Source organism: Pseudomonas sp. NPDC099000 (assembly GCF_044759925.1).
GTDB lineage: Bacteria > Pseudomonadota > Gammaproteobacteria > Pseudomonadales > Pseudomonadaceae > Aquipseudomonas.
Window position 1 is genome coordinate 1 of the sequence record NZ_JBIWAF010000013.1, and the last position, 24,383, is coordinate 24,383.

The following is a 24,383-nucleotide window of genomic DNA, read 5'->3' on the forward strand; positions in this document are numbered from 1 at the left end:
CAAGCTGAGGCTGAACGGAATGAGCCCTGTGGAATACAGGACTCAATCCGTTCAGGCCTAGAACCACAATCGTCCAACTTTTGGGGTGCACACCACTGCGTGGGAACGATCAGCCACAGGGGATTGGTTGTGTTGTCAGGTCTTGAGGGCGCGCAAGCTGCGCTCCATGCGCGCCAGGCCTTCTTCGAGCAATGCCCGTGGGCAGCCGAAGTTCAGGCGCACGAACTGGCGGGCGTTGTCGCCGAAATCGAGGCCGGGGCTGAGGCCAACCTTGGCCTTGTCGAGGAAGAACTGTTGCGGATTGTCCAGTCCCAGCGCCGAGCAATCGAGCCACGCCAGATACGTACCTTGCGGGATGTTCATCGTCACACCCGGCAAACGCGTGCGAACCGCTTCCACCAGATAATCACGATTGCCTTGCAGGTACGCCTTCAACCCGGCCAGCCACGGGCCGCCTTCGCTGTAGGCCACGCGCGTCGCTTCCATGCCCAGCGGGTTGACGCTGTCGACCATGCCGCAACGGGCATGATTGACCCGCGCTCGCACCGCCGAGTCCTGAATGATCATGAAGGAGGTTTTCAGCCCCGCGATGTTGTAAGCCTTGCTCGCCGACATCAGGGTGATGGTGCGCTTGGCGATCTGCGGGCTGAGCGATGCCGTGGGAATGTGCACACGGCCGTCGAAGCACAGCTCGGCATGAATCTCGTCAGAGATGATCCAGGCGTTGTGTTCCAGGCAAATGTCGGCCAGCGCTTGCAGTTCTTCCCGTGGGAAAACCTTGCCCAGCGGGTTATGCGGGTTGCTCAGCAGCAGTGCGCCGCCGCCTTTCAGTGCCTGACTCAAGGCCTCGATCTGCGTGCCATAGGTGCCGTCAGCCAACGCGTCGAATTCCAGTTCAACCTTGTTCAAGCCCCAATGACCCGGCGCATGACGCAACGGCGGGTAGTTCGGCACCTGAACCACTACGTTCTGTTGCGCCTCGACCAGCGCCTTCAGGGCCATGTTGAAACCCGATTCCACACCCGGCAGGAAGATCAGCTCCTCCGGCAATACGCGCCAGGCGTATTTGTTCCAGAGGTCGGCCACGATGGCGGCGCGCAGATCTTCCTGAGGCACGCTGTAGCCGACCATCGGGTGTTCCAGGCGTTTACGCAGGGCTTCCAGGATGACCGGCGGCGCGGCGAAGTCCATGTCGGCGACCCACATCGGCAACACGTCGGCCGGGTAGCGGCTCCACTTGGTACTGCCGGTGTGGTGGCGGTCGAACACCTGATCAAAATCGAAGGTCATGCTCAGTCTCATAAAGGCCGGTTGGATATGGCGCCCATGATAATCGCCAAGCCCTGTGGGAGCGAGACGGTAATAGTCCGAACGTCACAAAACCTGTGGAGCGGGCTTGCCCGCGATAGCGGAGGGTCAGCCCGCTCCCACAGGTTGGGTGTGATGACTGAAACCGGGTGGTGCCCGATGGTCGGTTTTCAGGCAGTCAGTTCTCCCATTGGCTAGAGTTTCAGGTGTCGGTAGCCACGCTGCCGCCACCGTGATCGTCCAGAAAAACCCGGCAAAAGTACCGGGTCTCCACCTGATCAGGAGTGCACGATGGACCTCAACCGTCGTCAGTTCTTCAAGGTCGCTGGTATCGGCCTTGCGGGCTCGAGCCTCGGCGCGCTGGGCATGCTCCCGGCGCCTGCCTTCGCCGAGCAGGTACGCCATTTCAAACTCGCCCACACCCATGAAACCCGCAACACCTGCCCGTATTGCTCGGTCGGCTGCGGATTGATCATGTACAGCCAGGGCGACACCGCCAAGAACGTTGCGCAAAGCATCATCCACATCGAAGGCGATGCCGACCACCCGGTCAACCGCGGCACCCTGTGCCCTAAAGGCGCGGGCCTGCTGGACTTCATTCACAGCCCCGGGCGCCTGCAATATCCGCAAGTGCGCAAGCCCGGCCGCACCGAGTGGACGCGCATCTCCTGGGATGAGGCGCTGGATCGCGTCGCCGACCTGATGAAGGCCGACCGCGACGCCAACTTCATCGAGCAGAATGACAAGGGCCAAACGGTGAACCGCTGGCTGACCACCGGTTTCCTCGCAGCCTCGGCGGCGTCCAACGAAGCGGGCTACATCACCCACAAGGTCATTCGCAGTCTCGGCATGCTGGGGTTTGATAACCAGGCGCGTGTCTGACACGGCCCGACGGTGGCAAGTCTTGCCCCGACGTACGGCCGTGGTGCCATGACCAATACCTGGACCGATATCGCCAACGCGAATCTGATCCTGGTGATGGGCGGCAACGCAGCAGAAGCGCACCCGTGCGGTTTCAAATGGGTGACCGAAGCCAAGGCGCACAACAAGGCGCGCTTGATCGTGGTCGATCCGCGTTTTACCCGGACTGCCTCGGTGGCCGACTATTACGCGCCGATTCGCACCGGCACCGACATCGCCTTCATGGGCGGGTTGATCAATTACCTGCTGACCGAGGACAAGATCCAGCACGAATACGTGCGCAACTACACCGACGTGTCGTTTATCGTCAAAGCGGGGTATGGCTTCGAGGACGGCATCTTCAGCGGTTACGACGCCGCCAAGCGCAGCTACACCGACAAATCCGGCTGGGGGTACGAGCTGGGCGAAGACGGCTTCGTCAAAACCGACCCGAGCCTGCAAGACCCGCATTGCGTGTACCAGCTGATGAAGCAGCATTACAGCCGCTACAACATTGAACTGGCGAGCCAGATTTGCGGCATGCCGGTCGACGCCATGCAGAAGATCTGGGAAGAAATCGCCACTTGCTCGCAACCGGGCAAGACCATGACGATTCTCTATGCACTGGGCTGGACCCAGCACTCGATCGGCTCGCAAATCATCCGCAGCGCGGCGATGGTGCAACTGCTGTTGGGCAACGTCGGCATGCCGGGCGGGGGCGTCAATGCCTTGCGCGGGCACTCCAACATTCAGGGCCTGACCGACCTCGGTTTGCTGTCCAACTCGCTGCCGGGCTACCTGACCCTGCCGGGCGACGCCGAGCAGGATTACACCGCCTACATCACCAAGCGCACGCAAATGCCGTTGCGTCCGGGGCAGCTGTCCTATTGGCAGAACTACAGCAAATTCCACGTCAGCCTGATGAAAGCCTGGTACCGCGACAACGCCACGCTGGAGAACAATTGGGCTTACGACTATTTGCCGAAACTGGACATTCCCAACTACGACATCCTCAAAGTGTTCGACCTGATGGGCCAGGGCAAGGTCAACGGTTACCTGTGCCAGGGCTTCAACCCCATCGCGGCGCTGCCCGACAAAAACCGCGTGATGGCGGCGCTGGCCAAGTTGAAATGGCTGGTGGTGATGGACCCGCTGTCCACTGAAACCTCGGAGTTCTGGCGCAATGTCGGGCCGTACAACGATGTGGAAATGGCGGGTATCCAGACCGAAGTCATTCGCCTGCCCACCACCTGTTTCGCCGAGGAGGATGGCTCGCTGGTCAACAGCAGCCGCTGGCTGCAGTGGCACTGGAAAGGCGCCGACGGCCCGGGCGAAGCGCGCACCGACGTGCGGATCATGAGCGAGCTGTTCCTGCGCCTGCGTCAGCGCTATCAAGCCAATGGCGGCGCTTATCCCGACCCGATCCTCAAACTGTCCTGGCCGTACAAGATCGCCGACGAACCCTCGCCGGAAGAACTGGCGCGAGAAATCAACGGCTATGCCACCACTGACTTCACCGACGCCACCGGCGCGACCATCAAGGGCAATGCGCAACTGGCCGGTTTCGGCCAGCTCAAGGATGACGGCAGCACCGCGGCCGGTTGCTGGATTTTCTGCGGCAGCTGGACCGAGACCGGCAACCAGATGGCCCGGCGCGACAACAACGACCCTTACGGCATGCACCAACATCAAGGCTGGGCCTGGGCCTGGCCGGCCAACCGGCGGATTCTCTACAACCGCGCTTCGGCCGACCCGCAAGGCAAACCGTGGGACGAGAAAAAGCGCCTGGTGTGGTGGAACGGCAAAGCCTGGGGCGGCACCGACGTGCCGGACTTCAAGTCCGACACGCCACCGGAAGCCGGGATGAACCCGTTCATCATGAACCCCGAAGGTGTGGCGCGGTTCTTCGCCGTCGACAAGATGAACGAGGGGCCATTTCCCGAGCATTACGAGCCGTTCGAGACCCCGATCGGCATCAACCCGCTGCACCCGCAAAACAAGAAAGCCACCAGCAACCCGGCGGCGCGAATCTTCGATTCGGTGTGGGATTCCCTCGGCGTAGCCAAGGACTATCCCTATGCGGCGACAAGCTACCGCTTGACCGAGCATTTCCACTTCTGGAGCAAGCATTGCAAGCTCAATGCGATTTCCCAACCCGAGCAATTCGTCGAGATCGGTGAAGTGCTGGCCAAGGAGAAAGGCATTGTGGCCGGCGACCGGGTTCGCGTCAGCTCCAAGCGCGGGCATATCGAAGCGGTGGCGGTGGTGACCAAGCGGATCCGTCCGCTGCAGGTCAACAATCAGGTGGTGCATCAGATCGGTATCCCGCTGCACTGGGGATTTACCGGCCTCACGCGCCACGGCTACCTGACCAACACGCTGGTGCCGTTCCTCGGCGATGGCAACACCCAGACCCCGGAATCCAAGTCATTCCTGGTCAATGTGGAGAAAGTCTAAATGGCCAGCCAAGACATCATCGCCCGTTCGGCCACCACCACGGTCTCGCCATCGGTGCGCAATCAGGAGGAAGTGGCCAAGCTGATCGACACCACCAAGTGCATCGGTTGCAAGGCCTGCCAGGTCGCTTGCTCGGAATGGAACGAGCTGCGCGACGAGGTCGGCCACAACCTCGGCACCTACGACAACCCGCAGGACCTCAGCGCAGAAACCTGGACCCTGATGCGCTTCACCGAGCATGAAACCGACGCCGGTAACCTGGAGTGGCTGATCCGCAAGGACGGCTGCATGCACTGCGCCGAGCCGGGTTGCCTGGCGGCGTGCCCGAGCCCGGGGGCGATCATCAAGCACGCCAATGGCATCGTCGATTTCGATCAGGACCATTGCATTGGCTGCGGCTATTGCATCACCGGTTGCCCGTTCAATATTCCGCGTATCTCGCAAAAGGATCACAAGGCCTACAAATGCACCTTGTGTTCGGACCGGGTGGAAGTGGGGCTGGAACCGGCCTGCGTGAAAACCTGCCCAACCGGGGCCATCGTGTTCGGCAGCAAGGAAGACATGAAAGAACACGCCGCCGAACGCATCGTCGATCTGAAAAGCCGCGGCTTCGATCACGCCGGGCTGTACGACCCCGAAGGCGTGGGCGGTACGCACGTCATGTACGTGCTGCATCACGCGGACACGCCGACGCTCTACGCCGGTTTGCCGAGCAGCCCGACAATCAGTCCTTTGGTGGAATTGTGGAAAGGTGTCAGCAAGCCCTTGGGGTTGTTGGCCATGGGCCTGGCGGTGCTGGCCGGGTTCTTCCATTACGTGCGCGTCGGGCCGCAAGTGGTTGAAGAGGATGAGTTGCCGCCACTCAACGACCCAGCGGTGCATGAAGTCGATCCGTCGGTGCACACCTTTGATCCGCGTGGGGAGAACAGACCATGATCCGCAGACAGATCCTGCGCTACACCGCGAACCAGCGCACCAATCACTGGCTGGTGGCGATCCTGTTTTTCATGGCCGCGCTGTCAGGCCTGGCGCTGTTTCATCCGGCGCTGTTCTGGCTCAGCAACCTGTTCGGCGGCGGGCCGTGGACGCGCATCCTGCACCCGTTCATGGGCGTGGTGATGTTTGTGCTGTTCCTCGGCCTGGTGATCCAGTTCTTTCGGGCGAATTTCTTTATCAGCAATGACCGGTTGTGGCTCCGGCGCGTCGGGCGGGTGATCCGCAACGAGGAGGAGGGCGTGCCACCGATTGGCAAGTACAACCCGGGGCAGAAGCTGCTGTTCTGGACCTTGCTGCTTTGCATGCTGGTGTTGCTGTTCAGCGGGCTGGTGATCTGGCGTGCGTATTTCAGCGAGTATTTCGGCATCACCTCGATTCGCTGGGCGATGCTGCTGCATGCCTTGGCCGGTTTTGTGCTGGTGTTGAGCATCATCATCCACATCTATGCCGGCCTCTGGATCAAGGGCTCGGTCAGCGCCATGGTGCATGGCTGGGTCAGCCGCGCCTGGGCGAAGAAACACCATGAACTCTGGTATCGGGAAGTGACCCGCGACGAGCATCCAGAGCGGCCGATCAGCAAAAAAGGATAACCCCTTGGCAACGATTCTTGAGCCTGGAGAGATCGAAGCGGCGGCGGGTTCACCGCCGTTCCTGCACCTGCCACCGAACAACCTGTTCGCGTTGCGCGCGTTGCGCCTGGAAAAACTGGCGGACGGGCACCCACTGGCCGATTACCTGCGACTGGTGGTCGAGCTCTGCCGCGTTCAGCAGAACCTGTTCGACGATCCGCCTGGAACGGCGCCGCTAGACCCCGAACGCCTGCGAATGTGCAAGCAACACGGTTTACCCCCGTTCGCCGCCGACAGCCTGGTGCGCGAGGACACCTGGTTGCCGTATCTCGATGCGTTCTTGCAGCGATACTCGCCACCGCCAAACTCAGCCGTCGAGAAAGCCGTCGTGTCCTTGCGCAACGCCAATAGCGGGCAACGCAAAGCCTGGGCAATCGCCTTGGTCAGCGGCCAGTATTCGCTGCTGCCGGCGGCGCTGGTGCCGTTTCTCGGCGCGGCGTTGCAGGCCGCCTTCAGTCATTGGCTGCTGAACACGCCAGACCTTGCACTGAAACCCGGCGACAGCCTCAGCCAATGCCCGGCCTGTGGTTCACCGGCCATGGCCGGCGTCATCCGCCATCGCGGCAAACACAACGGATTGCGTTATCTGGTGTGCTCGTTGTGCGCCTGCGAATGGCATGTGGTGCGGGTCAAGTGCGTGTATTGCGAACAAAGCAAAGGCTTGGAATATGTGAGCCTCGATGACGACCGCCACGCCGCCAATCAGGCGCCATTGCGCGCCGAAACCTGCCCCGGCTGCCGCAGCTACCTGAAACTGCTGTACCTGGAAAACGACGCCGAGGCCGAAGCGCTTTCAACTGACCTGACCAGCCTGATACTGGACATTCGTCTGGAACAGGAAGGTTACGTGCGCCCGGCACCGAATCTTCTGCTCGCTCCGGGAGGCGATTAAGCACAGCGGCTACACTCAGGCGCGACAGTCAACGTTTGCGGGAGCGCTTGATGCCTGCCAGATCCGCCAGCCCAGCCTTGCGGCTGCCTTCCATCGACAGTTTGCTGCGCCATCCGGCGTGCCAGCCATTGGCCGAACGCTATGGGCGTGAAGCGCTGCTGGCCAGCCTGCGGCAACTGCTGGATGACCTGCGCGAGCCGGTGCTTTCCAGCCAGCTCGACGCCCTTGAAATCACCCCCGAGGTCTTGGCCGGTAGAGCGGGCGAGCGCTTGGCCCTCCAGCATCGCAGCCAGGTACGCCGGGTGTTCAACCTGACCGGCACGGTGCTGCACACCAACCTCGGCCGCGCCTTATTGCCCGAGGAGGCCATCGAAGCGGTGCAAATGGCCGCTCGCTACCCGCTCAATCTGGAATTCGACCTGCAAAGCGGCAAGCGCGGCGACCGTGACGACCTGATCGAAGGCCTGATCCGCGAACTGACCGGCGCCGAAGCGGTAACCGTGGTCAACAACAATGCCGCCGCCGTGCTGCTGACGCTAAACAGCCTGGGTGCGCGCAAGGAAGGGATCATTTCCCGGGGTGAGCTGATCGAGATCGGCGGCGCCTTCCGCATTCCCGACATCATGGCCCGGGCCGGAGTCAGGCTGCATGAAGTCGGCACCACCAACCGCACCCATGCCCGGGATTACGACGCGGCGATCGGCCCGCGCAGTGGGCTGGTGATGCGGGTGCATGCGAGCAATTACGCCATTGAAGGCTTCACCGCCCGAGTGCCGACCGCCGAGTTGGCTGAACTGGCGCATAAACACGGGCTGCCGCTGCTCGAGGACCTCGGCAGCGGCAGTTTGCTGGACTTGACCCGCTGGGGTTTGCCTGCCGAACCCACGGTGCGCCAGGCGCTGATCGACGGCGCGGACATCGTTACCTTCAGCGGTGACAAGTTGCTCGGCGGTCCCCAGGCAGGGTTGATCGTCGGCCGCAAAGACCTGATCGCGAAGATCAAAAAGAACCCGCTCAAGCGTGCGTTGCGGGTCGACAAGTTGACCCTGGCGGCCCTCGAAGCAGTGTTGGGTCTGTACCGCGATCCTGATCGGCTGGCCGAACGGCTGCCGAGTCTGCGCCTGTTGACCCGACCGCAGGCCGACATCCTCGCCCAAGCGGAGCGCCTGCAACCGTCATTGGCGCAGGCCGTGGGCGATGACTGGAACGTCTGCGCGGTGCCAACGCTGGGCATGATCGGCAGTGGCAGCCAACCGGTGGCTCGTCTGCCGAGCGCGGCTTTATGCCTGCGGCCACTGGTCAGCAAGCGTCTGCGTGGCCGGCAATTGCTGGGGCTGGAGGCCGCGTTTCGTCAGCTGGCCATTCCGGTGCTGGGTCGAATTGACGACGACGCGTTGTGGCTGGATCTGCGCCAACTGGATGACGAAGCTGCGTGGCTGGCGCAACTCGATCAGTTGCAGGTGCCAGGGTGATTGTCGGTACTGCCGGGCACATCGACCACGGCAAGACGTTGTTGCTCCAGGCCTTGACCGGCCAGGCCGGCGACCGTCGGCGGGAAGAACGTGAACGTGGCATGACCATCGATCTCGGTTATCTCTACGCGGCGCTGGAACCGGGTGCCGCACTGATCGGGTTTATCGACGTGCCCGGCCATGAACGCTTCACCCACAATATGCTGGCCGGGGCCCAGGGTATCGATATGGTGTTGCTGGTGGTCGCCGCCGATGACGGCGTCATGCCTCAGACCCGCGAACATTTGACGATTGTCGAACTGCTGGGCATCCCTCGGGCCTTGGTGGCGATCAGCAAATGCGACCGGGTCGATCCGGGCCGGGTGCAGGTAGTGCGCGAACAAATCGAAAGCTTGCTCGCGCCCGGACCGTATGCCGGCGCGCCGCAGATTGCCCTGTCGAGCGTGACCGGGGAGGGTATCGAGACATTGCGTCAGGCCTTGCTGGATGCGCAGCGTGATGTGCTCCAACGCAGCACCCGTGGCGGTTTTCGTCTGGCGATTGATCGTGCGTTCAGCGTGGCTGGCGCCGGTATCGTGGTGACGGGCACGGCGCTGTCTGGGCAGGTTGCCGTGGGCGATACGCTGATGCTCGGTCCACTGGGCAAAACCGTGCGGGTGCGTGGCTTGCATGCGCAAAACCAGGCCGCAGAGATCGGAGTTGCGGGGCAGCGAGTCGCGCTGAACCTGAGTGCCGAGCGCTTGTCACTGGAGCAGATCCACCGTGGCCATTGGCTGGTGGCCGAGTGGCTGTATGCACCGACCCAGCGCCTGGATATCGACATGCAGCTGCTGGCCAGCGAACCCAAGGCGTTCGAGCATTTTCAACCGGTGCATGTTCACGTGGGGACTCAGGACGTCACGGGGCGAGTGGCGCTGCTGGAAGGTTCCAGCGTTGCGCCGGGTCAACGGATGTTCGCGCAGATCCTGCTGAACGCGCCAGTGCAGGCGGTGAAGGGCGACCCTTTGATTCTGCGTGACCAGAGCGCCCAACGGACCCTCGGCGGTGGTCGGGTGCTTGATCCGTTCGCGCCGACCCGACACCGTCGCAGTCCCGAGCGATTGGCACAGCTACAGGCACTCGCCCCCCGCAATGATCTGGAAGACGTGCTGCCTGCGTTATTGCTCAACAGCGAAACCGGGCTTGACCCGCAGCGCCTTGAGCGTCAGTTCAACCGCCCGCGTGACACCTGGGTTCTGCCCGTCGATGTACGCCTGATCGATACGCGCCAAGGTCCGTTGCTGTTCAGCGCTGACCGTTGGGAGTCCCTGAAAGCGCCGTTGCTCGAGCATCTGGCACGCTTTCATCTACTCGAGCAGGACCAGATGGGGCCAGACAGGGATCGCCTGCGTCGCTTCGCCGGTACAGCACTGGATCGGCCGACATTCATCAGCCTGGTCGACGAGTTACTCGCCAGCGGCGCCATGCTTGCCAGCGGGCCGTGGCTGCATTTGCCCGAGCATCAGGTGCGCTTGAGTGAAGAGGACGAAGCGTTGTGGCAACAGCTGCAGCCGTTGTTCGAACAGGCCGGATTCAATGCCCCGTGGGTGCGCGAGCTTGGCCATGACGAAGTGGCCGTGCGCCTGCTGCTGCGCAAGATGGCGAGGCTGGGGTTGGTGCATCAAGTCGTCCGCGACCTGTTCTACCCCGACGCAACCATCGGTCGATTGGCGGCTATGCTTGTGCAACTGGCCGCGCAAGACCCGGTGATTCAGGTCACGGCGTTTCGCGATGCCGTGGGATTGGGGCGCAAGCGCAGCATCCAGATTCTCGAATACTTCGACCGGCTGGGCCTGACCCGACGCTTTGGCGACAAGCGCCATCTGCGTCTCGACAATGCCCTGGCCCAATCATCAGAAAACTGACTTCAAGGAAGGCAATCGCGCCCGGTGGCGCGGCCGGGCTTCAAACCCGGTTGGGGACGGCATCCGTTCCCGGGCAGGTTCGACTCCGGCTGCCTTCCGCCATTTCCCTTCACAGATGCCCGAAGCTCAGCGGGTACTGGATGACCACGTAAACCCGATCAATATCATCGCCCGCCTGCGCCGCATTGGCCCGATGCGACACATGGGACAGTTGCAAGGACAATCCCTTGGTCGCGCCTGACTGCACGGTGTAGCGCAAGTCGATGTCGCGTTCCCAATGCCGGCCGCCATCGCCTTGTTGCGGCACGTAATCACCGACCGACTCATCAAAAGGGTTGTAGGCGCCGCCCTTGGGCGCATGGGTGCCGTCGATCTGGCTGCCCATGACGTAACGCGTCATGAAATTCAGGCCGGGAATCCCGAAGGTGCTCAAGTCGAGGTCGTAGCGTGCCTGCCATGAGCGTTCGTGGGCACCGTTGAAGTCGGCGTACTTGATCGAGTTGGCGAGGTAGATCGAGTCTCCGCCAACAAAATCGAACGGCGTATCGCCATTGATTTTTTGAAAGGCCACGGTGAAGGCATGGGCATCGAAGGTGTACTTGCCTGACAGGCTGAACGCGGTGTTGTCGATGGCGCCGGCCAGGGCTTTTCCGGTGTCCTGCGTGTGGTAGAGGTTAGCGTCGAGGAACACGCCAGGCTGTTTCAGGTGCAGGTTGGCGTAGTACTGATGCCAGGTGTTGCTGAGTTCTGAGGCATAAAGCGCGCCGCCGACGGGGCGTTGGGTGAACAGATCGGTGCCCAGAAACGTAATGCCGCCGGCCTCGGTATTGGCGCCGTAGCCGTAGAAGTTGCCCTTGCTCGAAGAACTGTCCTGGTTCTTGAACGCTGTGAAATGACCAGCCACCAGATTTACGTCATCGATTTCGCGGCTATTCAACAGAAAGCCTGTGGCGTACTCCGGTTGCAGGCGTTTGTCCGCGGTGTCGAACACCGGGGTTTCCACCATCATTTCACCGAACGCCAAGGTGGTTCGGGAGGCTCTGATTTTCAGCGCGCCGCCGCCACTGGAATAGTTGTCTTCGCTACGTCCGTCATCATTCACGGGCAGCAATCCGGTCCCGGAATGTCCCTTGCCGCCATCCAGTTTCAATCCCAGAAAAGCATGGGCATCCAGGCCAAAGCCGAGCGTGCCGGGTGTGAAACCGGATTCAAAATCGCTGATAAACCCTTGAGCCCACTCCGCTTTATAGCTCTTTCCTGTCGACGAAGGGGACCGGTAGTCGCTGTTGAGGTAGAAGTTGCGGCTGAGCACGTCAAGCGTCGCGCCGTCCATAAACCCTTGTGCGGGTTCATCCGCCAAGGCTGTCCCGGCGAATAGCAGCGTTAAGCAGAAGGGCAACCCTGCGCGAAGGTCTTGCTTGCGAAGCTTCATCGACAATCACCACGCAGCAGCGACTGCGCAAAGTGCGCAGTCGCTCGCTTTTAGAGGAAAGCTTCTTAATGGCCTTCCGACGCGCCGAACATGGTTTTGGCGTAGATCAGGCCAAGACCGTAGGAGCCGCCGTTGGCAATCGAGGTTTTCACGGTTTCTTCGTAGGTCTCGGTACGCGCCCAGTCGCGCTGCAGTTCGAGCAGGTATTGCAGCGAGGTCATTGGGCGGGCGCCGATCTGGATCATGCGCTGCATGGCCATTTCATGGGCTTCGGTGCTGACGTCGCCACACGCATCGGCAATCACGTACACCTCGAAACCCTGATCGATGGCCGACAGCGCCGGGCCGACGATGCACACCGAGGTCCACAGGCCGGCGAGGACGATTTTCTGTTTGCCGAATTTGTTGACTTCGACCGCGATGCGCTCGTCTTCCCAGGTGTTCATGCTGGTGCGGTCGATGACGTTGTGTTCCGGGAACACCGATTTGATTTCGTCGAAGATCGGCCCGGAAAAGCTCTTCTCGGCGACGGTGGTCAGGATGGTCGAGACCTTGAAGCCCCGCGCGGCCTTGGCCACGAGGGCGGCGTTGTTGCGCAGGGTGACGGCGTCGATCGACTTGGTCGCGAAGGACATCTGCGACTGGTGGTCGATCATGATCAGGGTGTGGTCGGTCGGGGTCAGCAGGGTTTTGCCGGGAACAGCTTTGGCGATGGCCATGGCGAGGTCCTTACGGGTGAGTGAGGAGGCCATGGTTGCGCAGATTCAGGCGGGGATATTGAGTCGATGTGCTGTGTTTGGGATTTTTGGGAGGACGCGTGAAGAACGGCCCCGCGCAATACCGGTCATTGCGCGGGGCCGTCGGTCATTGCATCACATAACGCCCGGGCGCCGATTCCAGCGCCGGGTATTGCGTGTTGCCGGTGTGCTGCACGGCAGGCTGGCGCTCGCCGGCCTGGTCTGCGAGCCAGATGAACCAGTCATTCCACCAGCTACCGGCATGTTCCTGGGCATTCATGAACCAGGTTTCAGGGTCCTTCGTGACCCGATTGTTGGTCCAGTAATGGCGTTTTTCCCTGGCCGGCGGGTTGATCACCCCGGCGATATGCCCGGAGGCACCCAGCACAAAGCGCTTGGTCCCGGAGAGCAATTGGGTGCTGGCATAAGCGCTGCGCCACGGCACGATGTGGTCATCATGCGTTGCAAGGATGTACGCGGGGGCATCGATGGCACGCAGGTCGAGTTTGACCCCGCAGCAGTCCAGCTCACCGGATTTCAGGTCGTTCTGCAGGTAGGTGTGGCGCAGATACCAGCAGTACATCGGGCCTGGAAGGTTGGTGCTGTCGTTGTTCCAGAACAACAGGTCGAGGGGAATCGGCTTCTGGCCCTTGAGGTATTTGTCGACGTTGTAGTTCCACCACAAATCGTTGGGGCGCAGCAGCGAGAAGGTGTTGCCCATGTCCTCGCCCTTGAACAGGCCGATGGGGCCCTCCAGGCCGCCGATGGTGCGCTCGCGGTAGGCCACCAGTTGCTCGTCGACGAAGATGTCGATAGGGCCGGTGTCGAGGTAATCGAGGAAGGTGGTCAACAGGCTCACGCTGCCGATTTCCTTGTCGCCGCGTGCTGCCAGCACGGCGAGCGCCGAACTCAACAGCGTGCCGCCGATGCAGAAACCCACGCAATTGGGGCGTTGCTCGCCGCTGATCTCGCGGGTCACTTGCAGGCCTTTGATGATGCCGGTTTCGATCAGGTCATCCCAGGTGGTGCCGGCGTGCGCCTGATCGAAGTTGCGCCACGACATCAGGAACACCGGGTGGCCTTGTTGCAAGAGATGGCGAACCATCGAGTTGTCCGGGCGCAGGTCGAGGATGTAGTACTTGTTGATCGACGGCGGGACGATGAACACCGGGCGCCGGTACTGGGTTTCGCTTTGCGGGTAGTACTGAATCAGCTGGAACAGTTCGTTCTCGAACACCACTTCGCCGGGGGTGTTGGCCAGATCGACGCCGACCTTGAAGGCGCCACTGTCGCACTGGCGCATCTTGCCTTCTTGCAGGTCGCTGGCCAGGTGCAGCAGGCCGGTGAACAGGCTGCCGCCCTGAGTGTCGACGACGCGCTGCAAGGCATCGGGGTTGCTGGCCAGAAAGTTGCTGGGCGCCCCGGCGGCAATCGCTTGTTCCACCAGATAAAGCAGACGTTGGCGGGGCTTCTTTTCTTTGATCGGCAGTTTATCGAGCAGCTTCAGCAAAAAACCGGCATTGAGCAGGTAAAACGCCGCGAGGGAGCCGAACAGCGGCGTGCTCCAGTTGCCACTGGAAAAACGTCGATCTTCGAAGGAGAACGGCTGGCCGGTCAGCAGGCGCTGGCCCAAATCCCCCCATTGGGTTTGATACTCGGCTTGCAGGCTTTCCAGGGTGGTGCGCGGCAGGTCGAACCACTCCTCGTATTTCTGGCCGGTGAACCACGGATTGCTGCTGACCCACAGGCGTAGTTGTTGCACTGCAAAGGAGGCAATGAACGGGACCTGGCCAGACCAGAAGGTGTTGAAAGTGTGCGCGTTATTGTCCATGGAACTCCTTGCCCACATCGCAAAACCGGGCAGAAAAAAACCGCGGTGCCGCAATTCGGCACCGCGTCAGCTCAAGCAAGCAGTTCTGTGTTTCTTATTATCGTTCGATGACCAGGCTGACGCCTTGGCCGCCACCGATGCACAACGTGGCCAAGCCTTTTTTGCCGTCACGGCGAATCAGTTCGTGCACCAGCGACACCAGAATCCGCGCGCCCGACGCGCCGATCGGATGACCCAGCGCAATCGCGCCACCGTTGACGTTGACCTTGGCGGTGTCCCAACCCAGTTCTTTGCCGACCGCCAGTGATTGCGCGGCGAACGCTTCGTTGGCTTCGATCAGGTCGAGGTCGTCCAGGCTCCAGCCGGCTTTCTCCAGCACCAGACGGGTGGCCGGGACCGGGCCGATGCCCATGATCGACGGATCCACACCGGCACTGGCGTAAGCCTTGATGCGCGCCAGCACTGGCAAGCCGAGGGCCTGGGCCTTGGCGGCGCTGGCCAGCAGCAACACGGCGGCGCCATCGTTGAGGGTCGACGAATTGCCAGCGGTCACGCTGCCGTCTTTCTGGAACGCCGGTTTGAGGTTACTCAGTGCTTGCAGCGTGCCGCCCGGGCGCGGTTGTTCATCCGTATCGAACACCAGCGGATCGCCCTTGCGCTGAGGGATCAGGATCGGGGTGATTTGACCTTTGAAGTAGCCTGCTTCGATGGCAGCGGCCGCTTTCTGTTGCGAGGCGGCGGCGAAGGCGTCCTGATCTTCGCGGCTGAGGCTGTACTTCGTCGCCAGGTTCTCAGCGGTGATGCCCATGTGGTAGTCGTTGAAGGCGTCCCACAAACCGTCCTGAATTACGCTGTCCTGCAATTGCGCGTGACCCAGACGCAGGCCGGTGCGCACCTTGGGCAGCACATACGGCGCCAGGCTCATGTTTTCCTGACCGCCGGCAATCACCAGCTCCGCGTCGCCGCAACGGATCGCTTGAACGGCAAGCTGCACAGCCTTGAGGCCCGAGCCGCAGACCTTGTTCAGGGTCAGGGCAGGGGTGGTGAAGGGCAGGCCGGCCTTGAGCGCCGTCTGGCGTGCCGGGTTTTGCCCCGAGCCTGCGGTAAGCACCTGGCCGAGGATCACTTCATCAATCTGCGCGCCGTCCAGGCCGGTTTCTTCCAGCAGACGGCGAATCACCGCTGCACCCAGTTCAGTGGCTGGAATCGCGGACAAGGCACCTTGAAAACTGCCGATGGCGGTACGAGTAGCGGCAACGATTACGACTTCGTTCATGCGTGACCTCATTAAGATTTTGTCGAGCGGGAGCAGGGCGTCCTTGCCCTGGTCGGTCTACTGCATGTTCATGCCGCCGTTCACCGAGAAGTCGGCGCCGGTGCTGTAGCCCGATTCATCGGAGGCCAGCCAGGCGACGATCGAGGCGATTTCTTCGGGTTGGCCGAGGCGCCCGACGGGGGTGGCCGCGATCATGGTGTCGAGGATGTCCGGGCGGATGGCCGCGGTCATGCTGGTCTGGATGTATCCCGGGGAGACGGTGTTGACGGTCACGCCCTTGCCGGACACTTCCCGCGCCAGGGCCATGGTGAAGCCATGGATGCCGGCCTTGGCCGCGCTGTAGTTGGTCTGACCGAACTGGCCGCGTTGACCGTTGATCGAGGAGATATTGATCACCCGTCCCCAGCCCTTGGCCAACATCCCTTCAATCACCTGCTTGGTGGTGTTGAACATGCCGCTCAGGTTGGTGCCGATGACCGCGTTCCAGTCTTCGTGCGTCAGCTTGCGAAAGGAGGCATCACGAGTGATGCCGGCGTTGTTGACCAGCACATCGATCGGGCCGAATTGTTCCCGCGCCATTTCGAAAGCCTTGCGCGTCGACTCCCAATCGGTGATGTCGCCGTAGATGCATTCGAACTGATAACCGGCCGCCAGCTGAGTGGCAACCCAGTCGTTCTTGCGGGCGGAATCAGCGCTGCAACCGACGATGACTTTGAATCCTTCCTTGTGCAGGCGCTGGCTGATCGCCGTGCCAATCCCACCCATACCACCCGTGACCAACGCAATACGACCAAGCGACTTCATAAGCTCCGTTCCTTTTTGGATTTTGCGCTGCAAGATGGGTTGATTGTTCGGTATTGGCGGGGGATGCGGAAGTGTTGGGAGGTGACGGGCTGGTGTCCAAAGGTGCCATGTCCGGTTTAGTTGCATCCGGGCGACGAATGGGGTGAAAAAGTGGCTAAAAATGAGGATTACCTATACTGGGATCAATATTGGCAACTGAACCACCCGTTAAAATTTTGATTCACCGCAGATCAGTAATGGCTCCGGACAGGATGTTCGGTTCCACAGGTCATTGAGGACCCCATGTATAGAATGAGTTCAGGCTATGCCAGCGTGCTGGTAAATACGCTCTCGGCTCAAGGACTGGATGTTGCCAGTCTGTGTCGGGAGGCTGGACTAGACATTGATCTCGCGGACCAACCAGGTGCGTTTTGCGAGCGAAAGGCCATCTATCGACTATGGGAACTGGCCGCCGAGGCCTCGGGCGATCCGGACATTGGCTTGAGGGCCTATGGCAGCTTCCACCCCGGCAGCTTTCAGATCATCGGCTACACCATGATGTCCAGCCTGAATCTGAAAAAGGCCCTTGAACGCCTGGTCCGTTTCAGCCCTTTGATTGGCACCGGGTTCAGCCTGTTCTTCACCTCGGAACAGCAGCATTACCGCCTGTCCGGGCTTGACCATCAGCAGCTTGGCTCGGTCAAACCGCGCCAGTACACCGACGCAGGGTTGGCGTCATTGTTGGGTTTCTGCCGCAAGCTGTCGGGGGGTAACTCACCACACCCCTTGAGCGTCGAATTTACCTATCCCGAGCCCGAAGACATCTCCGAGCATCGACGGCTGTTTGGCTGCAATCTGCATTTCGACGCGCCTTACGACAGCATTCTGTTTGACGGGCAGGACTTGATGCGGCCGTTGAGCATGGCCAACGAAACACTGGCGGTGCTGCATGACAGTTTTGCCGAGGCTCAAATGGACCTGATGTTTGGTTTTTGCATGGTCGGCAGGATTCGTGCGCTGATTACCGAGCGCTTGAGTCAGGGCCAGGGGCAGTGCGACATGGAGTCGATCGCGGCGGCGTTGAACACCAGCAAGCGCACGCTGCAACGCGCGCTGGAAAAGGAGGGGACGCAATTCAAGGACGTGCTGAACGCGGTGCGCCGGCAACTGGCCGATTTCTACCTGCGCCATTCTCACTTCAACATGAAGCATGTCGCCTATCTCCTTGGTTTTCATGACCACAGCAGTTTCAACAAAGCCTGTAGCCGCTGGTTTGGCATGACACCGGGGCAGTACCGCTCAGATGAATCGTTTGAGATCGAGGAAGCTGCGCCGGTGTGACGCGGTGCTCGTCAGAGCTTGAGCCTGCTCCACCATTTTGTGAGCGACGAATCCCCTGTGGGAGCGGGCTCTGTGGCGAGGGGGCTTGTCGGACCGCCGCATCGCCCCGTTCGGTTGCGAAGCAAGCCGCGAAACCTGCCCATGCGGTGTGACTGAATTATCGGGTCGCCAGGTCTGGGGGCGCTTCGCTCCCCAACGGGGGCAAGCCCCCTCGCCACAAAAGCCCGCGCCTACAGGCTGCTTATCAGGGAGCAGGAGGTTTCTTCGCGCCTTTTTTGCCCTTGGCTGGTTTGCGCGTTTTTGCCGGCGTTACCGGAGCAATCGGCTCAGCGACGACCGCCGAGACCTTTTGTTTAACCGGCTCTGTTACGACCACCGGGGCCTTTTGTTTAACAGGCTCTGGCACAACGACCGGAGTTTTCGACTTAATCGGCTCCGGGGTTGTCGCCGGGACTTTCTCCGCAACAACATCGGCTTCACCCGGAGGTTGAGTCAGGCTGAAACCCGGCAGCGGCACATCAAGCAGCGTGTGAAGCTCACACCAGAACGGGTTGTCTGCGCCGCTGGTCAGCAACTCCGGCAGCAAATTGGCGACGGCCGCCAGAACTTGCTGGCGTTCTTCGACCTCGGCCAGCATCAGGGGCAAGCTGTGCAGGCTTTCCTGCGGGTGGGTGGCGACCAGCAGTTTTTGCAGGCGCAGGGTTTCGCGCAGGTCCAGCGGCTCGGCACTGTAGTCCTGCAGCAGCACCTGTAATTGCAGGATCAGTTTCTCGACGCTTTGCTTGCCCGGTTCATCACTGTCGCGGCCCAGCAGGAACAGGATCCGGATCAAGGCTTCCATCAATCCGCCCAGGGGCAGGGCGTCCTGAAGGCTTTCGATCAGGACTTTATCGTGCTGCTCGGCATGCGCCTGGAGATCGCGCGTCGGTGCATTGCCGGTGAGGCTGTTGAGCACGCCATACACGCCGTAAAAACTCATTTCCTGAGCGGCATCACGCAGGTCCCGATAGCCGTTCAACGCATCCTGTATCTGGTTGGAAAACAGTTCCTGCCAGGCCAGCAACGGATTGGACGGACTGGCGGGATGTCGATCCTTGCTCACTTGGGCGGCACTGCCTGGCAGCCACCAGAGTGCCGGGTTAAAACTGTTCCACATCACCTGTTGCTGATGGAACGGGTGGGCCTTGCGCATCAGTTCGGCGGTTGGCTCGTTGATCAACTGGCGCAACCACGGCCTTACAAATCCATCGTAAAGCGTGTTGTTGAAATCAGAGGCACGCTCGACCAGCGCGAATTCGCGATCGTCGTCACGGGGCGGCTGCACGTCATCGTGGATGTCAGCGATACGCCGTGGCTCGAAACGCACGGCGTAGGGCGTTTGCGAATTTTCCGGCAGATCTTCGATGAGCATTTCATAGAGCCCGCCCGGCAGTTCATTGATCGCGTCGACGGCGCCCAGCAACTCACGGTGTTCACGCCGCGCAACTTCACCGGACACAAAAATGCCCAGATGACCGATGCTCGCGTGCCGCAGGTAAACGATGGTGCGACCGGCATTTTGCAGGGCAAGATCGCTGGGATAGACATCGGTGATCCAGTCCAGTGCCTGCTGCGGCGAAGTGATGTTGTCGCCATAGGAACAGAACACCACCACCGGCACTTCGATGCGTTTGAGGTCAAGCCCGCTGCTCTTGCGCCCGAGGCCGCCGGACAGCTGATTGCCGATGAACAGGTCATCGACAATCATCTCGATCTCTTCGCCATTGAGCAGGGTCGGGCTGCCCCACCAGCGTTCGAAATCCAGGAAGCGTGGGGCCTCGCTGTCGACTTCGCTGAACAGGTGGTAGTACTTGCCCCACCAGGTGTTGGCCGGGTCGAGGCTTTCGAAATTGCTCACCAGCCAGGTGCCGTCGAAACGGTCATTGCCCAGGTCGCTGCCCAGGCGCGCCATCCAGCCGCCGCCCAGCAGGCCGCCGGTGTAGCGCATCGGATTGCGCCCATTGACGCCCGCCCAGTACGACAAAGGCGCGCCGTTGACGATGATCAGCCCCGGCAGTTCCGGGCGGGTCGCCGCCAGGCCCATCAATGCCCAGCCCGCCTGGCAGTTGCCGATCACCACGGGTTTGGTGCTGGCGGGATGTCGCGTGCTGACCTCTTTGATAAACCGCGCCTGGGCTTCAACGATGTCCGCCAGGGTTTGCCCCGGACGTGGTGAATGGCTGAACGAGATGAAATAGGTCGGGTGACCGGCGCGCAGGCTTTCGCCGATCAGCGAATCCTGTTTGAAACCGCCGATCCCCGAACCGTGGCCGCCGCGTGGGTCAATGATGATCACCGGCTGCTTTTTGCTGTCGAGCTGTTGCCCGGGGCCCGCGAGGATTTGCAGCAGCGAGTAGTTGACCGGGCGGGGCAGGTCTTCACCGGCGACCAGGGTTTCATGATTGAACTTGAGCAGCAGCGGATACCCGGCGCGTTCGTGGGCCAGGGTGTTATCGCCGCGCTGACGCAAGGTGTCCCAGAACAGCACGCTGCGTTGGCTAAGGTCGGTGAAGTATTCCTGCCAGTCAGCGGGGGTCGGCTGTCTGAGCTGTCCAAGGTTTGAAGGTGCGTAGGTTTTGGCCTGGCGCTGTTGCACGGCGTCAAGAACGTTGCGGGTGTTGAGGCGCTGCAGATGGTTCAGGTGCTCGAACAAACCGGACGGCGTCGAAAGCCCTTCATCCTGCATCGCAATATTTTCTTCCTGACTCATCGTGAACTCCTGACGCCATGCGTGGGAACGTTGCCCTGACTAATAGAAGCCAAGCCGGCCATTCGATTTTCACGAGTGTATGGGAATAACGTTCAAGGAAGCGAACTTTATTGTGCGCCGCACAAAATAGCCGTTGCCAAATACTTTTGTGCACTGCAATATCAAGGCTAACGCGATGTCTGGCAGGATCGCTGTCGCGTCCTCTGGTCCATCCGGGCCTTCCAGTACCAGGAGATTCAAGCATGTCTTTTTTCAATTCGGAAAAACTGCAAACCGCTCAGAAAGCCAACCTCGATCTTTTGCAGCAGATCAGCGGCAAAGTCTTCGCCAGCGTTGAACAGCTGAGCCAGTTGCAGTTCAAGGCACTGCGCGACTCCACCGAAGAGCACTTCGAAGGCGTGCGCAAGCTGCTGGCCGTCCGTGATCCACAAGGTTTCGCTGAGTTGCAGGCTTCGTTCACCCAGCCGAGCGCGCAGACCGAACGTCTGGCCGAGTTCAATCGTCAGGTTCAAGCGCTGATCGTGGGCACGCAGTCGGACATCGCCAAACTGACGTCGAGTCAGGTCGAGGCGGGCGCCCAGCAGGTCAATGAGTTTGTTGAAGCAATCAGCAAGAATGCACCGGCCGGCTCCGAGCCTGTCGTGGCTGCGTTCAAGTCGGGCCTGGCGAATGCCGGTGCGGTGTTTGAAAGCGCACAGAAAGCCGTGAAACAGGCTTCCGATGTGGCTCAGAGCAATTTTGACGCTGCCACTGCCACTGCCGCCAAAGCAGCGCCAGAAGCGGGCGCCAAGGCTACTAACAGCAACAAGTAAGTCATTTCAGGCCAGCGGCACAAAAAATGGCGATGGGTTTATTCCCCATCGCCATTTTTTTTCGGCCCGTTATCGGTGCCGGGCTTGGCGCCAAACATGCCGAACAGGTTCTGGGTATTGAGGTACAAAGCCTTGGACTGGTCGACATACTGACGCATCAGGTCCTGCATGACCGGGGCCTGTTGATGCATGAAATCGCTCCACGCTTCGGACGACTGCGCGCCGGTCTGCGACTGGATGTCGATGACGGTCTGGATGCTTTTGTCCAGGTAGCTGCCGAGCACACCCTGGTACGGACCGTAGAACTGGATAATGCCCATCAGCATCTCGCTGGTGAAGATCGGCTCACCGCCGCTTTCGGCTTCCAGGATCACTTGCAGCAGGATGCTGCGCGTCAGGTCTTCGCCGCTCTTGGCATCGACCACCTGAAACGCAACTTTGTCGACGACCAATTGGCGCACGTCCGCCAGCGTCAAATGACTGCTGGTGTGGGTGTCGTAGAGTCGGCGATTGGGGTATTTCTTGATCAGGCGGGGCGTGTTCCGACTGTTATCTGGCATGCGGGGCGTCTCGTGGCGAGCCTGGTTTGCAGGCATCTTAACCTACTCTCATCTTTGGCGCCTTTGAGGCCGCCTTCGCGAGCGGGCTCGCTCCTACAGTTGACCGCGTTTCCCCTGTGGGAGCGATGTGCCAATCGTCGTGCGCGATGTCTTGCTGCCGCTGGTGCAGGGTTACACCACCCGCGAAATCGCCGAGCAGTTGGGCGTCAGCGCAAAAACCGTCGACCTGTATCGCTCGCGCGTGATGAAACGCATGCAGGCCAATACCTTGCCGGACCTGGTGGGCATGGCCATCGCCGCTGAACTGGTCGATCCGCTGAAGCTGCGGTGATTTCTCACGTTTTCCATTGAGCGTCTATGCTGGGCTAACCGATCTCTTACCTTTGCAGCGATCTGCAAGGAGGCAGCAATGGTGCCCACATCCAGCTCCGAGAAAGCGTTCACTCGCAGTCTGCTCGATGTTTTGATCCGCGCCGGGTTGATTGCCGTACTGGTGCTGTTCTGCTTTGAGATCTTCAGCCCGTTCCGCGACCTCATGCTGTGGTCGCTGATCCTGGCGATCACCCTTTACCCGCTGCAACAGCGGCTCAGGGGGCCGCTGGGTCAGAAAGACGGCCGTATTGCGACGCTGATTGTGCTGATCGCTATCGTTGTTCTCATGGTGCCGATCTACCTGTTGGTCACCTCGATTGCCGATTCGGTCGAGCATGCCATGACCACCGTCAAGGACGGCAGTTTTCATATTCCGCCACCCGCCGATTCAGTCGCTGACTGGCCGTTAGTGGGCAAGCGTATCTCTGCTATATGGCTGCAGGCCTCAACCGATCTTCCCGACCTGACAACGAAGTACCTGCCGCAGATAAAACATTTCAGCGTGAGTTTCCTGGCCAAACTGGCCGGCGTCGGCATGGGATTCCTCACCTTTATCTTTGCATTGATCATCGCCGGCATTTTCATGGCCTACGGCGAGAGTGGCAGGCGCAGTGCGGTACAGATCGCCTCTCGCGTCAGCGATCCGGGCAAGGGGCCGAAAATCGCCGAACTGTGTACCGCAACGATTCGTGCGGTCGCGCTGGGGGTGGTCGGCATCGCCTTCATCCAGATGCTGCTGGTGGGCATCGGATTCGTGCTCAAGGGTGTCCCCGGTGCCGGGCTGCTTGCCTTGGCGGTGCTGCTGCTTGGCATCATGCAATTGCCGGCGACGCTGATTACGCTGCCCGTGATTGCCTTTGTGTTTGCCACCGAAGGGGCCAGCACGGCGACCATCGTCTTCGCCATCTATGTGTTCATTGCCGGCCTGGTGGACAACGTCCTCAAACCCTTGTTGCTGGGCCGCGGTGTCGATGTACCGATGCCGGTGGTGCTGATCGGTGCCTTGGGCGGCATGGTCACCAGCGGCATCATCGGCCTGTTCATCGGCCCGGTGGTGCTTGCCGTCGGCTATCAATTATTCTGGCAATGGGTGCAGGATCGACCGGAAGGAGAAGTACCGCCACTATGACTGCGCAGGAACATGAACTGCTGGATCAAGTCCTGATTGCCCATGGTGGGGAACGCTGGTGACCGGAGGTTCACTCTGGGGCGCGAAAGGGCTGACCCAGGAAAACGCCCCGTCAGATGATGTCTGATTACATCGAAGCTGACGGGCTGCGCATGCCCGGCAAGCGTCGTGCCTACCGACGCGGGAAGGATGGCCCGGCTGACATGGATGCCCTGCAAGTGGCCATCGATCTCAGCGAAATCGGCTATCTCTAATGCGCTGCGGAGGGATGAATCATGACCGTACATTCCTGGGAAAAACTCTACCTCGATGACCTGAGCCTGGGTCAGCAGTTCGAAAGCGACAGCCTGCGCGTCCATCGAGCGTCGATGCTGGCCTTCGCCCAGGAGTATGACCCGCAACCGTTTCACCTCGATCCTGAAGCCGCCGAGCTGAGCCTGTTCCGCGGCCTGGCCGCCAGTGGCTGGAACACTGCCGCCCTGACCATGAAACTGCTGGTGGACAGCGTGCCGCTGGCGGACGGCATCATCGGGTTGGGCATCGAGCTGAGCTGGCCGACGCCGACTTACCCCGATGACCTGCTGCGCCTGCAATGCACCGTGCAGGCTATCGACCCGTCTGGCTCAAAGCCTGACCGGGGCGTGGTGACGATGTTCATGGAAACCCTCAATCAGAATGACAAGGTGGTACAGCGAGCCACTGGCAAACTGTTGGTGTTCAGGAGACCGCCGCCTGACTGAAAAGTAGTCATGGGTTTTAGGGCGCGCGCATGATGGCGGAGGCCAGTTTTCACCGAGTCAGTT

Annotated in this window: 19 protein-coding genes, 1 tRNA gene and 1 pseudogene; 13 read left to right on the plus strand and 8 right to left on the minus strand. The window is 60.8% G+C overall.

All coding sequences use genetic code 11. The features are described from left to right. Window positions 1–135: 135 nt before the first annotated feature. Complete coding sequence (locus tag ACIQV9_RS16545; RefSeq protein WP_403103386.1) at window positions 136–1,290, minus strand: MalY/PatB family protein; 1,155 nt, start codon at window positions 1,288–1,290, stop codon at window positions 136–138. Between the two features lie 309 nt (window positions 1,291–1,599). On the opposite strand from ACIQV9_RS16545, the gene fdnG reads away from it, so the two are divergent. From fdnG to ACIQV9_RS16580, 7 genes are all read left to right on the plus strand, one after another. Continuing rightward, on the plus strand, window positions 1,600–4,665 hold the full coding sequence (gene fdnG / locus ACIQV9_RS16550) for a formate dehydrogenase-N subunit alpha (protein ID WP_403103388.1): 3,066 nt from the start codon (window positions 1,600–1,602) through the stop codon (window positions 4,663–4,665). Next, window positions 4,666–5,601, plus strand: coding sequence for a formate dehydrogenase subunit beta (gene fdxH / locus ACIQV9_RS16555; protein ID WP_403103391.1), 936 nt, complete (start codon window positions 4,666–4,668; stop codon window positions 5,599–5,601). Then, window positions 5,598–6,251: a formate dehydrogenase subunit gamma gene (locus tag ACIQV9_RS16560; protein WP_403103394.1), complete on the plus strand. Its 654-nt coding sequence runs from the start codon at window positions 5,598–5,600 to the stop codon at window positions 6,249–6,251. Before fdxH ends, ACIQV9_RS16560 begins: the two co-directional genes overlap by 4 nt. A gap of 4 nt (window positions 6,252–6,255) precedes the next feature. Continuing rightward, entirely contained in the window at window positions 6,256–7,182 is a 927-nt protein-coding gene (gene fdhE, locus ACIQV9_RS16565; RefSeq protein WP_403103397.1) for a formate dehydrogenase accessory protein FdhE, read from the plus strand. Between the two features lie 50 nt (window positions 7,183–7,232). Further along, window positions 7,233–8,654 (plus strand): L-seryl-tRNA(Sec) selenium transferase, encoded by a 1,422-nt coding sequence (gene selA / locus ACIQV9_RS16570; RefSeq protein WP_403103400.1) that lies wholly within the window; start codon window positions 7,233–7,235, stop codon window positions 8,652–8,654. Continuing rightward, window positions 8,651–10,558, plus strand: a complete 1,908-nt coding sequence (selB, locus tag ACIQV9_RS16575) for a selenocysteine-specific translation elongation factor (RefSeq protein WP_403103402.1) — start codon at window positions 8,651–8,653, stop codon at window positions 10,556–10,558. The genes selA and selB overlap by 4 nt, the downstream gene beginning before the upstream one ends. A gap of 6 nt (window positions 10,559–10,564) precedes the next feature. After that, window positions 10,565–10,660: transfer RNA gene (locus ACIQV9_RS16580), tRNA-Sec, on the plus strand. A gap of 7 nt (window positions 10,661–10,667) precedes the next feature. Here ACIQV9_RS16580 and ACIQV9_RS16585 read toward each other — a convergent pair. From ACIQV9_RS16585 to phbB, 5 genes are all read right to left on the minus strand, one after another. Further along, entirely contained in the window at window positions 10,668–11,990 is a 1,323-nt protein-coding gene (locus ACIQV9_RS16585) for an OprD family porin (RefSeq protein WP_403103405.1), read from the minus strand. 65 nt (window positions 11,991–12,055) lie between these two features. Continuing rightward, window positions 12,056–12,709, minus strand: coding sequence for a hydrolase (locus tag ACIQV9_RS16590; protein WP_403103408.1), 654 nt, complete (start codon window positions 12,707–12,709; stop codon window positions 12,056–12,058). Window positions 12,710–12,854: 145 nt separating this feature from the next. Beyond that, on the minus strand, window positions 12,855–14,558 hold the full coding sequence (gene phaC, locus ACIQV9_RS16595; protein WP_403103410.1) for a class I poly(R)-hydroxyalkanoic acid synthase: 1,704 nt from the start codon (window positions 14,556–14,558) through the stop codon (window positions 12,855–12,857). A 97-nt stretch (window positions 14,559–14,655) separates the two neighbouring features. Beyond that, window positions 14,656–15,834 (minus strand): acetyl-CoA C-acetyltransferase, encoded by a 1,179-nt coding sequence (locus tag ACIQV9_RS16600; RefSeq protein WP_403103413.1) that lies wholly within the window; start codon window positions 15,832–15,834, stop codon window positions 14,656–14,658. A 57-nt stretch (window positions 15,835–15,891) separates the two neighbouring features. Next, the gene (gene phbB / locus ACIQV9_RS16605; protein WP_403103416.1) at window positions 15,892–16,638 is read right to left on the minus strand and encodes an acetoacetyl-CoA reductase; all 747 of its coding nucleotides are present in this window, start codon (window positions 16,636–16,638) and stop codon (window positions 15,892–15,894) included. Between the two features lie 282 nt (window positions 16,639–16,920). On the opposite strand from phbB, the gene ACIQV9_RS16610 reads away from it, so the two are divergent. Next, window positions 16,921–17,958: an AraC family transcriptional regulator gene (locus ACIQV9_RS16610; RefSeq protein ID WP_403103418.1), complete on the plus strand. Its 1,038-nt coding sequence runs from the start codon at window positions 16,921–16,923 to the stop codon at window positions 17,956–17,958. Window positions 17,959–18,202: 244 nt separating this feature from the next. Here ACIQV9_RS16610 and ACIQV9_RS16615 read toward each other — a convergent pair whose 3' ends face one another. Continuing rightward, on the minus strand, window positions 18,203–20,707 hold the full coding sequence (locus ACIQV9_RS16615) for a DUF3141 domain-containing protein (RefSeq protein ID WP_403103421.1): 2,505 nt from the start codon (window positions 20,705–20,707) through the stop codon (window positions 18,203–18,205). A 242-nt stretch (window positions 20,708–20,949) separates the two neighbouring features. On the opposite strand from ACIQV9_RS16615, the gene phaP reads away from it, so the two are divergent. Then, on the plus strand, window positions 20,950–21,519 hold the full coding sequence (gene phaP / locus ACIQV9_RS16620) for a TIGR01841 family phasin (RefSeq protein WP_403103423.1): 570 nt from the start codon (window positions 20,950–20,952) through the stop codon (window positions 21,517–21,519). 38 nt (window positions 21,520–21,557) lie between these two features. Here the strand turns inward: phaP and phaR are convergent, their stop codons facing one another. After that, window positions 21,558–22,079 carry a polyhydroxyalkanoate synthesis repressor PhaR gene (gene phaR / locus ACIQV9_RS16625; RefSeq protein WP_403103426.1) on the minus strand — a complete coding sequence of 174 codons (522 nt, stop codon included), beginning with the start codon at window positions 22,077–22,079 and terminating at the stop codon, window positions 21,558–21,560. 142 nt (window positions 22,080–22,221) lie between these two features. Here phaR and ACIQV9_RS16630 point away from each other — a divergent pair. The 4 genes and pseudogenes from ACIQV9_RS16630 to ACIQV9_RS16645 all read left to right on the plus strand — a co-directional run. Then, a pseudogene (locus ACIQV9_RS16630) lies at window positions 22,222–22,410 on the plus strand (LuxR C-terminal-related transcriptional regulator); the annotation flags it as partial. A 78-nt stretch (window positions 22,411–22,488) separates the two neighbouring features. After that, a complete protein-coding gene (locus tag ACIQV9_RS16635; protein ID WP_403103429.1) occupies window positions 22,489–23,580 on the plus strand; it encodes an AI-2E family transporter in 1,092 nt (363 codons plus the stop codon). A gap of 116 nt (window positions 23,581–23,696) precedes the next feature. Beyond that, the gene (locus ACIQV9_RS16640; protein WP_403103431.1) at window positions 23,697–23,834 is read left to right on the plus strand and encodes a hypothetical protein; all 138 of its coding nucleotides are present in this window, start codon (window positions 23,697–23,699) and stop codon (window positions 23,832–23,834) included. Window positions 23,835–23,855: 21 nt separating this feature from the next. Beyond that, a complete protein-coding gene (locus tag ACIQV9_RS16645; RefSeq protein ID WP_403103434.1) occupies window positions 23,856–24,320 on the plus strand; it encodes a MaoC family dehydratase in 465 nt (154 codons plus the stop codon). Window positions 24,321–24,383: the final 63 nt, after the last annotated feature.

What these genes read in the sequence shown, in the direction of transcription:
- ACIQV9_RS16610 (WP_403103418.1), top strand. Translation starts at nt 16,921, where the DNA reads ATGTATAGAATGAGTTCAGGCTATGCCAGCGTGCTGGTAAATACGCTC.
- ACIQV9_RS16545 (WP_403103386.1), bottom strand. Translation starts at nt 1,290, where the DNA reads ATGACCTTCGATTTTGATCAGGTGTTCGACCGCCACCACACCGGCAGT.
- ACIQV9_RS16635 (WP_403103429.1), top strand. Translation starts at nt 22,489, where the DNA reads ATGGTGCCCACATCCAGCTCCGAGAAAGCGTTCACTCGCAGTCTGCTC.
- fdxH (WP_403103391.1), top strand. Translation starts at nt 4,666, where the DNA reads ATGGCCAGCCAAGACATCATCGCCCGTTCGGCCACCACCACGGTCTCG.
- ACIQV9_RS16600 (WP_403103413.1), bottom strand. Translation starts at nt 15,834, where the DNA reads ATGAACGAAGTCGTAATCGTTGCCGCTACTCGTACCGCCATCGGCAGT.
- phbB (WP_403103416.1), bottom strand. Translation starts at nt 16,638, where the DNA reads ATGAAGTCGCTTGGTCGTATTGCGTTGGTCACGGGTGGTATGGGTGGG.
- ACIQV9_RS16560 (WP_403103394.1), top strand. Translation starts at nt 5,598, where the DNA reads ATGATCCGCAGACAGATCCTGCGCTACACCGCGAACCAGCGCACCAAT.
- ACIQV9_RS16585 (WP_403103405.1), bottom strand. Translation starts at nt 11,990, where the DNA reads ATGAAGCTTCGCAAGCAAGACCTTCGCGCAGGGTTGCCCTTCTGCTTA.
- phaR (WP_403103426.1), bottom strand. Translation starts at nt 22,079, where the DNA reads ATGCCAGATAACAGTCGGAACACGCCCCGCCTGATCAAGAAATACCCC.
- selA (WP_403103400.1), top strand. Translation starts at nt 7,233, where the DNA reads ATGCCTGCCAGATCCGCCAGCCCAGCCTTGCGGCTGCCTTCCATCGAC.
- phaC (WP_403103410.1), bottom strand. Translation starts at nt 14,558, where the DNA reads ATGGACAATAACGCGCACACTTTCAACACCTTCTGGTCTGGCCAGGTC.
- ACIQV9_RS16590 (WP_403103408.1), bottom strand. Translation starts at nt 12,709, where the DNA reads ATGGCCATCGCCAAAGCTGTTCCCGGCAAAACCCTGCTGACCCCGACC.
- phaP (WP_403103423.1), top strand. Translation starts at nt 20,950, where the DNA reads ATGTCTTTTTTCAATTCGGAAAAACTGCAAACCGCTCAGAAAGCCAAC.
- ACIQV9_RS16645 (WP_403103434.1), top strand. Translation starts at nt 23,856, where the DNA reads ATGACCGTACATTCCTGGGAAAAACTCTACCTCGATGACCTGAGCCTG.
- ACIQV9_RS16640 (WP_403103431.1), top strand. Translation starts at nt 23,697, where the DNA reads ATGATGTCTGATTACATCGAAGCTGACGGGCTGCGCATGCCCGGCAAG.
- ACIQV9_RS16615 (WP_403103421.1), bottom strand. Translation starts at nt 20,707, where the DNA reads ATGAGTCAGGAAGAAAATATTGCGATGCAGGATGAAGGGCTTTCGACG.